This window comes from Streptomyces sp. NPDC008150, assembly GCF_042956945.1.
GTDB lineage: Bacteria > Actinomycetota > Actinomycetes > Streptomycetales > Streptomycetaceae > Streptomyces.
Map to the genome: position 1 here is coordinate 272,402 of NZ_JBIBHJ010000010.1, position 12,032 is coordinate 284,433.

The 12,032-nt window shown below is 71.0% G+C and carries 10 protein-coding genes, 1 pseudogene and 1 riboswitch; of the genes and pseudogenes, 5 read left to right on the forward strand and 6 right to left on the reverse strand.

Annotated elements, in window-relative coordinates:
* The first annotated feature begins 173 nt into the window (after positions 1–173).
* Positions 174–380: a DNA/RNA non-specific endonuclease gene (locus ACFZA0_RS24705; protein WP_391020848.1), complete on the forward strand. Its 207-nt coding sequence runs from the start codon at positions 174–176 to the stop codon at positions 378–380.
* A 1,039-nt stretch (positions 381–1,419) separates the two neighbouring features.
* Here ACFZA0_RS24705 and ACFZA0_RS24710 read toward each other — a convergent pair.
* From ACFZA0_RS24710 to ACFZA0_RS24725, 4 genes and pseudogenes are all read right to left on the reverse strand, one after another.
* Entirely contained in the window at positions 1,420–2,109 is a 690-nt protein-coding gene (locus ACFZA0_RS24710) for an IS630 family transposase (protein ID WP_391020850.1), read from the reverse strand.
* A gap of 37 nt (positions 2,110–2,146) precedes the next feature.
* Positions 2,147–2,338, reverse strand: a pseudogene (locus tag ACFZA0_RS24715) (transposase); the annotation flags it as partial.
* Between the two features lie 210 nt (positions 2,339–2,548).
* Positions 2,549–3,742, reverse strand: a complete 1,194-nt coding sequence (locus tag ACFZA0_RS24720) for a 4-hydroxybenzoate 3-monooxygenase (RefSeq protein WP_391020739.1) — start codon at positions 3,740–3,742, stop codon at positions 2,549–2,551.
* A 188-nt stretch (positions 3,743–3,930) separates the two neighbouring features.
* Complete coding sequence (locus tag ACFZA0_RS24725) at positions 3,931–4,713, reverse strand: IclR family transcriptional regulator C-terminal domain-containing protein (protein ID WP_391020741.1); 783 nt, start codon at positions 4,711–4,713, stop codon at positions 3,931–3,933.
* A 261-nt stretch (positions 4,714–4,974) separates the two neighbouring features.
* On the opposite strand from ACFZA0_RS24725, the gene ACFZA0_RS24730 reads away from it, so the two are divergent.
* Entirely contained in the window at positions 4,975–5,517 is a 543-nt protein-coding gene (locus ACFZA0_RS24730; RefSeq protein ID WP_391020742.1) for a hypothetical protein, read from the forward strand.
* Between the two features lie 61 nt (positions 5,518–5,578).
* Here the strand turns inward: ACFZA0_RS24730 and ACFZA0_RS24735 are convergent, their stop codons facing one another.
* Complete coding sequence (locus tag ACFZA0_RS24735; RefSeq protein ID WP_391020744.1) at positions 5,579–7,102, reverse strand: hypothetical protein; 1,524 nt, start codon at positions 7,100–7,102, stop codon at positions 5,579–5,581.
* Positions 7,103–7,330: 228 nt separating this feature from the next.
* A complete protein-coding gene (gene katG / locus ACFZA0_RS24740; protein WP_391020746.1) occupies positions 7,331–9,565 on the reverse strand; it encodes a catalase/peroxidase HPI in 2,235 nt (744 codons plus the stop codon).
* Between the two features lie 255 nt (positions 9,566–9,820).
* Between katG and ACFZA0_RS24745 the strand changes: the two genes are divergently transcribed.
* The 3 genes from ACFZA0_RS24745 (at position 9,821) to ACFZA0_RS24755 (ending at position 11,720) form a co-directional block, all read left to right on the forward strand.
* Positions 9,821–10,240 (forward strand): transcriptional repressor, encoded by a 420-nt coding sequence (locus tag ACFZA0_RS24745; RefSeq protein WP_391020748.1) that lies wholly within the window; start codon positions 9,821–9,823, stop codon positions 10,238–10,240.
* A 196-nt stretch (positions 10,241–10,436) separates the two neighbouring features.
* A complete protein-coding gene (locus ACFZA0_RS24750; RefSeq protein ID WP_391020750.1) occupies positions 10,437–10,601 on the forward strand; it encodes a putative leader peptide in 165 nt (54 codons plus the stop codon).
* A gap of 222 nt (positions 10,602–10,823) precedes the next feature.
* Positions 10,824–11,720, forward strand: a complete 897-nt coding sequence (locus tag ACFZA0_RS24755) for a glutathione S-transferase C-terminal domain-containing protein (RefSeq protein WP_391020752.1) — start codon at positions 10,824–10,826, stop codon at positions 11,718–11,720.
* A 66-nt stretch (positions 11,721–11,786) separates the two neighbouring features.
* Positions 11,787–11,895, forward strand: a riboswitch (SAM riboswitch).
* Positions 11,896–12,032: the final 137 nt, after the last annotated feature.

Below are 12,032 nucleotides of genomic sequence, written 5' to 3' on the forward strand. Positions count from 1 at the left end.
ATCGAGGGTCTTCAACTCCATCCCGCGCAGGGCGAGTTCCATGTTCGCGCTGCCGTAGTCGGCGAGGCTCATCGTGGCCAGCGACGGCGTCAGGCCGGCCTCCGCGGCCTCGATGATGGCCTCACCTCTTGGCTCGTCAGCTGGGCGGAGATGGAGATGACCTGCGTAATTTGGTGCCCCTTTACGCGGCAGTGAACACTCCCCTCATGGCGGGATATGAAAACGCAATAGCGAAACGAGTGCAGGAGAGCGGGGAAACTATTTACTATCAAGTGATACCGCATTATCAAGGCAGTAGCGGAATTCCGGACTCGGTTACGCTCTCCTGGTCTGGTAATATGGGACCTTCCGGCAGTAAAACGCTCGCAAATGTACCGTGATTGCGACCTGGTGGAGTGCGGATGCCTTGGGTTACTGACCTGTCGAGTGCAGTCTCATGGAGGCCGCTTTCTCTATCCATTGAATGGGAAGGGATTGAGCGCCATCTCGGCACCTCCTTGCCGGAAGATTTCAAGGAATTCTGCGAGTGCTTCGGTGAGGGGGAATTCTGTGACTATGTGCGTGTGCACTCCAGTTCTGGCGGGGCTCAACTGGCAGTGGTTGAAAAACTCCAGAGATTGCGAGGAATTGTTGCCGAGCACCCCGTCGTTGAAATGGGATATGCCCCGCATGGCTTGTTCCGTGAGGGGGAAGGGGGACTCATTCCATGGGCAGTGACTCAGACGGCGGCAGAATTCTACTGGCTCGCCCTCCCTGGAGTTCGGCCCGAAGAATGGCCCGTGCACGCCAGGGGTGAAGTCGGAGGATGGGAAGATTTCGGCACGTCGATGAGTGAATTTTTGTACAAAATCCTCTCCGGTGAGGGCGCTGGAAGGTTTGGGGTAGCGGACCTTGTGCCTGTGCCGTTTTACCGGTGTGACGACAGTGTGATCTCGGACGGTCTTTAACAACGGCTACTGAGGTTGAATTCGTAGGGGCGTTGGGTGTGCCCGGCCTGCGGTATGACGGTGTGATGCGGGTATCCACAGGGTGGCGGGTTGGCTGCCGAACGGCAGCAGTTCCGCGAGGAGTTACGGGTGCAGGCGGCCGAGCGGTTCGCGGGCGGTAAGGCGAGTTCCGTCATCGCCAAGGACCTGTGGGTCAGTGTCCGGTCGGTACAGCGGTGGCGGGTGGCCCGCGGCAGAACTGCGCACCCTCTCCGAGGAATACCCCGGCATCTGGCAGCTGCGAGCAGAGGGCCGGGCCACCACGCGCGCAGCCGCCGCGCAATACGCCGCTCCAGTCGAACCAGAACAGCTCATCCGCCTCGCCGATACTGCCCAACTGCACTGGATCGCAGACGAGCACCATCTGCTCGACATCGTCCTAGAATCCCTCGATCGCTTCGCGAAGGCCCTGCACCGGCCATGTCGGGTTGTGTCAGTCGGTTCTGATGGCGAGGCCGGTCTCGGCGAGGCAGCCGTCGATGAGGTGGCTGCGGTACTGGATGTGCCGCAGGCCGCGGCGGACGGTGTTGATGAGGTGGTCCGGGGTGTGGAAGGCGACGTTGGAGAGCCAGCCGCGTCGCAGGAGGGACCAGATGTCCTCGACGGGGTTGAGGTCGGGCGCGTAGGGCGGCAGGTAGTAGATGGTCAGCCAGTCGCGGTTCTCGGCGAACTCGCGCAGGCCGGCGGCCTTGTGGACATTGCGGTTGTCCCAGACGAGAACGATGGGGCCGCCGAGTTGCTGGTGGGCGGCGCTCAGCAGGTCGCGGTAGTCGCGCCAGGAGAAGCTTTTACGTCCGTCGCGCCGGGCGTCGTCTGGTCGGGGCCGGTAGATCAGCCTCGATCGGTGGCCGGGTTTGTAGCAGGTCAGAGCGGCGATGGGGACACGTCTGCGGGACCGGCCGCGAACGCGGACGACCGGGGTCCGGCCGCGTGGTGACCAGGTCCGGGCGGTCGGCGGCGTCATGGAGAGTCCGGCTTCGTCCTCGAAGACGAGCCAGGCTCCACGGGCCGCCGCGAAACCTTCCGCGCAGGGCCACACGTCCTTCACCCATCCCGTGACGGCATCGTCGTCGCGCTCGAGAGCACGGCGGGCCGGAACCTGGCAGGACCAGCCGTTGCGTATCCAGGAGTTTGCGTACGCCCTGGATCGTGTAGGTCAGGCGGAAGCGCCGGCCGATCAGCGTCTTGATACGGGCCAGGGTCCAGCGCTGGTCCTCCCAGCCGTGCGCGGCCGGCCCCTTGGCCAACTCCACCTCCAGCGAGGCGACCTGGGCCTCACTGAGCCTGGGCAGCGAGGCCGGCCCCTGCGAACGCAGAGCTCGCGGGCCGCCCTCCTCCCAGGTCCGCCGCACCGCTGGACCGACCGGACACTGACCCGCAGGTCCCTGGCGATCACCGAACTCGCGTCGCCCAGGGCGAACCGCTCGGCCGCCCGGACTCGCAACTCCTCGCGAAACGACTGCCGTTCAGCAGTCAGGCCACCACCTTGTGGATACCGTATACAACGGTCATACCGCAGCAACCGGTCACCCAACAGCCCTTACGACACTACGAGTTCAACCTCAGTAGCCGAGGATCGCCTCCCGTCCCGGCAGGGGCCAGCCCGTGTACGCCTCGGCGAGGTAGGCCCGGCCGGCGCCGGACTCCACCACCGTGCGCAGTTCGCCCAGTTGACGTCGCCGGTCGAAGGCGGCGGCCCCCGGCTGGAGGTGCAGCATGCTGGTCATCCACCAGGAGAAGTGCTGCGCCTTCCAGATGCGGTCCTGGGCCGTCTCCGGGAACGCGTCGAACAGCCGGCCGTCCTTGTCGAGCAGAAGCGCCCGCAGCGCCTCGGTCAGCAGGACCACGTCCGCGACCGCGAGGTTCATGCCCTTGGCGCCGGTGGGCGGAACGGTGTGCGCCGCGTCGCCGACCAGGACGACCCGGCCGCGGCGCATCTCGTGGGTGACGAAGCTGCGGAACCGCAGCACGTCCCGCTGGAAGACGCGGCCCTCGCGCAGCGTCGTCCCCGGCACCCGGGCCTGGAGGATCTCCCACAGCCGGTCCTCCGAGTACGCCCCCGGGTCGGTGTCCGGGGCGCACTGGAAGTACATCCGCTGCACCGTGGGGCTGCGCTGGCTGATCAGGGCGAAGCCGTCCGGCGAGTTGCTGTAGATCAACTCGTCTGCGCTCGGCGGGGCTTCGCACAGGATGCCGAACCAGGCGAAGGGGTACTCCCGGAAGTAGCCTCCGCGGGTTCCCGCGACGGCCTCCCGGGTCACCCCGCGCGAACCGTCCGCGCCGACCACCACGTCGGCCTCGATCTCGCTCACGTTGCCGTCGGCGTCCCTCGCGAGCACCCGAGGCCGGGTCGTCCCGGCGTCCTCCACGCGCTCGGCCGTCACCCCGAACCGCAGGTCCTGCCCCGCGGCCAGGCGGGTCGCGATCAGGTCCTTCAGCACCTCGTGCTGCGGATACAGCCACACCGCCCGGCCGACCATGTCGGCGAAGTCCACCCGGTGGCCCTCGCCGCCGAAGCGCAGCTCGATGCCCTCGTGCTTCTGGCCGACGGTGAGCACGCGGTCCGACGCGCCGGTCCCGGCGAGGACCTCCACGGTGCCCTGCTCCAGGATTCCGGCCCGGATCGTGGTCTCGATCTGCTCGCGGGTGCGGGAGTCCAGGACGACCGACTCGATGCCGTGCCGGTGGAGCAGGTGGGACAGCAGCAGGCCTGCGGGGCCTGCGCCGATGATGGCGACGCGGGTGCGTTCCAGCATGTCGTCTCCTTCGACGCCGTTGCGGGGTGCCCGGAGTCTGCCGCCCGGCGCCCCGTCCCTACGACGCCGATTCCCGTTCAACGGGGATCGAGTTGTGCCGGTGTCGCGGGGGACGGGCTGCTCCGCCGGCAAGTAGCGCTCCCGCGGCGGGTGTTCGGCCGTCGCACCGGCGCCGGCCCGTGCGTGTCCTACGCACCGGTCGTGCCGGGGGCCCCGTGCGCCCCGTGCGCACTCAGCGCCGCGGAGACGCCGGCCGCGGCAGCCCGCAGTTCCTCGACCGCGGGCCGGGTCGGTGCGTCCCGGGGGAGGACGACCGACAGTGCGGCGATCACCGGCCCGCGCCCCTCGCGCACCGGCACCGCGACGCCCGTCGACACCGGCTCCACCGAGCCCGGCGCCACGACGACCCCGTCCCGCCTGATGTCGGCGAGCACGGCGGCCAGCCGCTTCGGATCGGTCACCGTGTCCCGCGAGACCGCCCGCAGGGGGCGCCCAAGGACCCGTTCGCGCAGCTCGGCGGGGCTGAACGCGAGCAGGACCAGGCCCGACGACGAGGCGTGCAGGGGCAGCCGCCCCGCGATCCGGGTGATGTTCGCGCCGGCGTGCGGGTGGGACAGCCGCTCGACGAACAGGGTCTCGTCGCGCTCCAGGACCGCGAGCTGGGTGTGCTCCCCGATCCGCGACTGGACGCGCTCCATGTACGGCAGCGCCGTCTGCCGCAGCCGCAGCGCCCGCGACCCCCGCAGGGCCAGCTCCCACAACCGCATCCCCAGCATCAGCCGCTGGTCCTCGTCCTTCTCCAGCAGGCCGCACTCCACCAGCTCGGCGACCATGCGGTAGGCCGTCGTCGACGGCAGCCTCGCCCGCCGCCCGATCTCCGCCGCGGTCTGCACCGTCCGGTCCGTGTCGAACGTCTCCAGGACGCGGACGATCCGTTCCGCGACCGTTTCCCCCGATGTCGAGTTGGCCATGATCCGCCCTCACTCCGCCAGAACACCTGTCAGGACAACGCGCGGTGCGCTCCCCGCGGTGCCCCTCGAACCTCTCGACCTCCTCGGGCGCGAGGCCCACCATCATGCGCCGCTCCGGTCCGCCGGCCGGCTCGGCACACTCGGCGGTGGGGCGTCCGCCGCGACCTGCGCGCCGAGCCGTGGAGGGGGCCCGTACGATGATCGGGCTGCGGACTGGAATACTCCGTACGCCCCCTCCCCGCCCTCCCAGGAGCCTCGTCCGTGAACACCGCCGTCCTGGCCTCGGCACCCGGACTGCACTTCTACCGCCTCACCGGTGCGGTTCTGCTGCTGTTCGCCCTGGCCGTCCTGCTGCTCGTCCTGCTGGGCAGGCGAGTCGCCCGGCGCGGCACCCTGTGGGCGCCCGAGTTCGGGGCGCGCTGCCGGGAGACCGCCCTGTACGGCCTCGCGGCCTCGTTCGGTACCTACGGAGCCGGGCTGCTGTTCGGCTTCATGCAGTTCGGGGACGACGCCAAGGTGTGCTCGGTCACCCGGTACGGACTCACCGGGCAGGGCCACGTCCTGCCGACGGCCACGTTCTTCCCCCTGAGCAACTCCTGCTACTGGCCCGACGGTTTCGTCCGGGAGTTCGTCCCCGTGTACATCAACCCGGTGCTGACGTTCTTCCTCACGACGGCCGTGCTGGCCGGGGCGGTGGGCCTCGCGATGTGGCTGCCGGAGCGGCGCGGCCGTGCGCGGGACGAGGACGGGGACGTGGCCGCCGGGGCCGCGAGCACCGGAGCCTCGGTGAACTCCCGGGGCTGAAACGGGAGTTCACCGGGGTGCCGGTGGGTGCGGCCCCGCCGTGCGCGGTCGAAGCGGCGGTTCAATAGGTGTAGTTCGTGGTGTAGGCGCACTCGGTGTAGAGGTAGCCCGACCGCAGTTTCGCGGTGTCCGACGCGGGGGAACCGCCGCTGTCGTCACGGGACTTGTGCACGAAGTAGGTCGTGCCGACCGGCAGCCGGATGGTCTTCTGCGGATAGTTCTTGCCGGCCGAGCACGGCTTGAAGCCGAGCCCCAGGGTGCTGCTCAGGGAGTACGACGAGCAACTCCCGCACGCCTTCAGGGTGAGGGACCCGGTGACCGGACCGGTGTACAGGACCGTGATGTCGTCGGGGCTGTCGTTCTTGATCGTGACGGAGATGCTGCCGCCCGACGCGGTGGTGGGCAGCTTCTTGCCGGCCGCCGGGACCGTCTCGGCCACCTCCGCGGCGATGGCGATCTTCTTGGCGCGCCCCGCGTTCCCGCTGTGCGGGTTGTCCTTGACGAAGTCGTTCATCGTCGTGACGGCCTCGCTGTAACTCCCGTCCCGGTACTGGTCGACTCCGCACGCGTACGCACCTGTCCGTGCGCTCGCGGTGGCCCGGCCGGCGTCCTTGTCGAGGGCGCCCGAGAGCCCCGCCTCCTCACCGGGCAGTTCCTGGACGTCGGTGGCGAGGGAGTCCAACCGCTGAACGGCGGCGCAGGGTTCGGAGCCGCCGACGGCCTTCACCGCCGCGTCCACCCGCGTCTTCACTGCGGGCTCGACCTCCCCGGCCTGGGACGACTTCGGGAACGTCGACAGCAGATCGGCGAACTGCGTGGTCCACTCCGACGATCCGGCGGCGAGCGACGCGGCCCCGCATTCGTACAGGGAGGTCGCGAGCCGGTCGTCGGGCCAGCCGGAGAGTCCGCCCACGGTCTTCCGGGCGACCGAACCCGGCACGGTGCGCAGGTACTTGAGAGGCGCGACGGCGCCGCAGTAGTCCTTCACCGTGTAGGGGGCGGCGACCGTCGCGTAGTAGGTCCGCACCCGGTCGGGCACGTGCCCTGCGGCACGGGAGCCGGGGTGGTCCTTCACCAGTCGGTCGTAGGCGGTCAGCGCGCGGCGGTAGTCGGCCTCGGACGCCGCGAAGGGCCGCTCGGCGGCCGCCGCGACCAGCTTGTCCGCCCGGTCCAGCCGGTCGAGCAGCATCTGTTCGGTCGCCTCGTCGCGCGCCCCGTCGTACAGCACCGCCCCGCCCGCCGGCACGGCCAGCAGGACGAGACCCAGCACGGCCGCGACCAGGGCGCCCGGCAGCAGCGACAGCCGGGTGCGCAGGCCCACGGCGGCGCCGTGCGCGGCCGCGAGCAGCAGCAGGACCAGGTACCCCACCAGCAGGGCGCCGGGCACGCCGTCCGGGTCCGCGGGCAGGGCCACGACGAGCAGCACCGCCGTGGCGATCCAGCACACCGCCATGAGGCCCCAGCGCCGTACCAGGGCGTAACCGAGCCCGAGCCCCGAGAGGTTCAGCAGCCCGACCGCGACGGCCCGCAACGGGTCCGCCGGTCCCGCGGGCGCGGGTGGCGCCGGCGGTGGAGCGGTCGGCATCGGCGGACGTGTGTATCCGTCGTGCGAACTCTGTGGATCCCAGGACATGACGGCCCCCCGTCGATCACGCCCACAACCTCGGACTTGTCAGAGTACGGCCAGGAAGCCGAGGGGGACAGGGGGCTTTCGGCGCCGAACGCGCACGACCGCGGGGGCCGTCGCGGATCTGCTCCGCGACGGCCCCCGGGACGTGGCCGGCCGGACCCGGTGGGGTCCGGCCGAACGGGATCAGACCAGGTCGAACCGGTCGAGGTCCATGACCTTGCTCCACGCGGCGACGAAGTCCGTCACGAACTTCGACTTCGCGTCGTCGCTCGCGTAGACCTCGGCCAGCGCCCGCAGTTCGGAGTTCGAACCGAAGACCAGGTCCGACCGCGTACCGGTCCAGCGGACCTCGCCGGTGGCGCGGTCGTGGCCCTCGAAGGAGTCGCGGTCACCGGCGACCGGCGTCCACTTGGTGTCCATGTCGAGCAGGTTGGCGAAGAAGTCGTTCGTCAGCACACCGGGGGTCTCGGTGAGGACGCCCGCCTTCGACTGCCCGTGGTTGGCACCCAGCACGCGCAACCCGCCGACCAGGACGGTCATTTCGGGAGCGCTGAGCTCCAGCAGGTTGGCGCGGTCGACGAGCAGGAACTCCGCCGGAAGGCGGTTGCCCTTGCCGAGGTAGTTGCGGAAACCGTCGGCGGCCGGCTCCAGGGCGGCGAACGACTCGGTGTCCGTCTGCTCCTGCGTGGCGTCGACGCGGCCCGGCGTGAACGGCACCTCGACGTCGAACCCGCCCTCCTTCGCGGCGCGTTCGACACCCACGGCGCCGGCGAGCACGATCAGGTCGGCCAGCGAGACCTGCTTGCCGCCGCCCTGCGCGGAGTTGAACGCCTCCTGCACGCCCTCCAGGGTGCGCAGGACGCCCGCGAGGCGCTCGGGCTCGTTGACCTCCCAGCCGCGCTGGGGCTCCAGGCGGATGCGGGCGCCGTTGGCACCGCCGCGCTTGTCACTGCCGCGGAAGGACGAGGCGGAGGCCCAGGCGGTGGAGACCAGCTCGGACACGGACAGGCCCGAGTCGGCGATCCGCTGCTTGAGGCCGGCGATGTCGGCGGCGTCGACCGGCTCGTACGTGCGCTCCGGCAGCGGGTCCTGCCACAGCAGCGTCTCGGAGGGGACCTCCGGGCCGAGGTAGCGGACGACGGGGCCCATGTCGCGGTGGGTCAGCTTGTACCAGGCGCGGGCGAACGCGTCGGCGAACTCCGCAGGGTTCTCCAGGAAGCGCCGCGAGATCTGCTCGTAGACCGGGTCGACGCGCAGGGCGAGGTCGGTCGTCAGCATCGACGGGGCGTGCGTCTTCGAGCCGTCGTGCGCGTCCGGCACGGTGCCGGCGCCGGCACCGTCCTTCGGCCGCCACTGGTTGGCGCCCGCGGGGCTCTTGAACAGCTCCCACTCGTAGCCGAAGAGGATCTCGAAGAAGCTGTTGTCCCAGGCGGTCGGGGTGTTGGTCCAGGTCACCTCGAGACCGCTGGTGATGGTGTCGCCGCCCTTGCCGGTGCCGAACGTGTTGTTCCAGCCCAGCCCCTGCTCCTCCAGCGCGGCGGCCTCGGGGTCGTCGCCGACGTTGTCGGCCGGGCCGGCGCCGTGGGTCTTGCCGAAGGTGTGGCCGCCCGCGATCAGGGCGACGGTCTCCTCGTCGTTCATCGCCATCCGGCGGAACGTCTCGCGGATGTCGCGGGCCGACGCCAGCGGGTCCGGGTTGCCGTTGGGGCCCTCGGGGTTGACGTAGATGAGGCCCATCTGCACGGCGCCGAGCGGGTTCTCCAGCTCGCGGTCGCCCGTGTAGCGCTCGTCACCGAGCCAGGTGGTCTCGGGACCCCAGTAGACGTCCTCCTCGGCCTCCCAGACGTCGGCACGGCCGCCGGCGAAGCCGAACGTCTCGAAGCCCATGGTCTCCAGGGCGACGTTGCCGGCGAGGATCAGCAGGTCGGCCCAGGAAATGTTCTGGCCGTACTTCTTCTTGACCGGCCACAGCAGACGGCGGGCCTTGTCGAGGTTGGCGTTGTCCGGCCAGCTGTTCAGCGGGGCGAACCGCTGCTGGCCGGCACCGGCGCCGCCGCGGCCGTCGCTGATCCGGTAGGTGCCGGCGCTGTGCCAGGCCATGCGGATGATGAGCGGGCCGTAGTTGCCGAAGTCGGCGGGCCACCAGTCCTGCGAGGTGGTCAGCACCTCGGCGAGGTCACGCTTCACCGCCGGCAGGTCGAGCGACTTGAACGCGGTCGCGTAGTCGAAGTCCTCGCCCAGCGGGTTCGCCACGGCCGGGTTCTTGGAAAGGATGCGCAGGTTCAGCCGGTCCGGCCACCACTGACGGTTGCCACCACCCTGCGTGGGGTGCGGGGCGCGCGCGGTGTGCACGACCGGGCAGCCGCCCGACTCCTCGGCTTTGGGTTCGGTGACGATTGCGTCGTGGTTCTCAGTCATGGAAATCCTTCCGGACCTGGCAGATCGCTGAGCTCTGGAGCTTGAGGGTGCGGCGCCAGGACCCGGGGCCGTTCGGGGCGGGGGGTGCGTCTCCTGCCGTACCGGTGGACCGGGGGTTCTTGGCTGTCGCCGGAACTGATCCTACGATGGACAGAGTCCAAGTCAAGAAGGGCGCCAAATCCGTATCGGCTCGCAAGCCGGACGTTACCGGCGAGACGTCTCCCGTCCCACCGCACTTGAGATAGGTGAACCAATATGAGTGACCTGCTGGGGCGACTGCGTGGACGTGGCTGGCGAATGACCTCCCAGCGCCGTGTCGTCGCCGAGGTCCTCGACGGCGATCACGTGCATCTCACGGCCGACGAGGTGCACGCGGCGGCGGCCCGGCTCCTGCCCGAGATCTCCCGCGCGACCGTCTACAACACCCTGGGCGAACTGGTCACCCTCGGCGAGGTGATGGAGGTCACCTCCGAGGGCCGCGCCAAGCGCTACGACCCCAACGCCCACCGCCCGCACCAGCACCTGGTCTGCTCGGTCTGCGGCACCATCCGCGACGTCCACCCCGTCGGCGACCCGCTCTCCGCCCTCCCGGCGGACCAGCGTTTCGGGTTCGCGGTCTCGGAGGCGGAAGTGACGTACCGCGGGCTGTGCCCGGGGTGCGCCGCCACGGCGTGATCAACGGGCCGTCGCCGGCGGGGAGTCGACGTCCGCGGGGCGGCGGGCGGCAGCCGGCCCGTCGCGCCGGGGCGGCCCGGCCCCTCCCCGCCCGGCGGGCCGAACGCCCCGGTGACCGATCGGTGGACGCGGTCTTGACGGGTGATCCGGGCCGTCCGACACTCGTCGAGGAATCCTAGTGAACAGGTAGGGAAATATGGGGCGTCCCGAGGCGGTCACCGGCCGTGGGCGGCGTACCCCGCGCGGGCCCCTGCCCCTCGTACCCCCGGCCGCCGTGCCCGCACCGGCCTCGCCCCTGCTGACCTCCCGCCGCCACATCGACCTGCTGCGGGTCTGCAGCGCGATCGGACGCGTCGGCTGAGCCGACGCGCCTCCCGCCCGGACGACGACGTACCGGCGCCCGCCCGCCACGGGCCGGCCCCGGGCGTTCCCGCGCGTGCGCGGCGCGCGGACGGGGCCCGCCGCCCCGCCGCGCGACGCGCACCGCGGACGTCCGCCCGCCGCACCGCCGCAACCGCCGTCCACGACGTGCCGTCCGGCCGTCCTCCATGCCGCGCCGCCTGCGCCCCACCCCGGGAGACCCATGTCCGTCACGCACCTCACCGCGCACCCGTCCCGCCGCCCGGTGCCCGCGTTCCGCGGCCGTATCGGACGCGACGCGCGCAGCGGCCACTACGCCGTGCCGCGCCGCTACCGCATCCACCTCTCGACGGCCTGTCCGGGCGGCCTGCGCATCGCCGTCGCCCACCGGCTGCTCGCGCTCGACGACATCTGTCCGGTCACCTTCCTGCCCGCCGTGCCCGACGGCCCCGACGGCGGCCACACCGTGCTGCGCCCGCTGTACGAGGCGAGCATGCACCACTACTCCGGCCCCGCCCTCGAACCGGTGCTCAGCGACGACTGGTCCGGCCGCATCGTCAGCACCCACGCGCCCGACATCATGCGCGACCTCGCCCGGCACTTCGGCGACGGCCGCGCCGACCTCTACCCGTGCGGCGCCGAGTCCGTCGTCCAGAGCGTCGAGCGGCTCTGCTCCGAAGGCATCGACGGCGCCGCCCAGCGGGCGGGGCGGCCCGACGCCACCGAGGCCGAACGTGCCGCCGCCGTCGATGAGTTGGACGCCGCCCTCGCCTCCGCCGAGCAGCTCGTGGGGGCCGGCCCCCACGTGACGGGACAGGCGCCCACCGCCGCCGACATCGAACTGTGGACGGCCCTGGTGCGGCTCGACACCGTGCACCGCAACCACCTGGACGCCGACGCCGTGCGCCGCGCCGCCGCCCACCGCGTCCTGTGGGACTACGCGCGGGCGCTGACCGCGCACCCCGCCTTCGGCGCCCATCTCGACCTGGCCGGCATCGACCGCCGCCACCGCGCGGGCTGCCGCGGCCTGGAGGCCGCCGGAGCCGCCGTCCGGATCCTCGACTGGGCCGCGTACGCGGGGAGTTCACCCGCGCACGACACCCGCCCCGACGACTGCTGAGCCGTACCAGCAGGTGGACCGGCGTTGACATCCGCTCGCACGCCTGTCTTAACTATCGCCCAGAACGGTCATGAGCGTCAGCGACAAGCCCTGGCTTGCTGACCGGCAACCCTCGCTCCGCGGTGGGGTGCCCCAGGTGACGACCGGACCGGAAGTGATTCGGTAAGCGCGAGGCCCGACGGGCCGGAACGGTGACGGTGACGGACATGTACGCAGCCCCCCGGACGGCGACAGGCCGTCCCGCGGGCTGCGTACAGCCGTCCGCCGAACCGCTCGTCGCCGATCGCGCCGTCGATCTGCTCCGCGTCAACA

What these genes read in the sequence shown, in the direction of transcription:
- ACFZA0_RS24725 (WP_391020741.1), bottom strand. Translation starts at nt 4,713, where the DNA reads ATGGCCAACTCGACATCGGGGGAAACGGTCGCGGAACGGATCGTCCGC.
- ACFZA0_RS24720 (WP_391020739.1), bottom strand. Translation starts at nt 3,742, where the DNA reads ATGCTGGAACGCACCCGCGTCGCCATCATCGGCGCAGGCCCCGCAGGC.
- ACFZA0_RS24735 (WP_391020744.1), bottom strand. Translation starts at nt 7,102, where the DNA reads ATGCCGACCGCTCCACCGCCGGCGCCACCCGCGCCCGCGGGACCGGCG.
- katG (WP_391020746.1), bottom strand. Translation starts at nt 9,565, where the DNA reads ATGACTGAGAACCACGACGCAATCGTCACCGAACCCAAAGCCGAGGAG.
- ACFZA0_RS24755 (WP_391020752.1), top strand. Translation starts at nt 10,824, where the DNA reads ATGTCCGTCACGCACCTCACCGCGCACCCGTCCCGCCGCCCGGTGCCC.
- ACFZA0_RS24750 (WP_391020750.1), top strand. Translation starts at nt 10,437, where the DNA reads ATGGGGCGTCCCGAGGCGGTCACCGGCCGTGGGCGGCGTACCCCGCGC.
- ACFZA0_RS24745 (WP_391020748.1), top strand. Translation starts at nt 9,821, where the DNA reads ATGAGTGACCTGCTGGGGCGACTGCGTGGACGTGGCTGGCGAATGACC.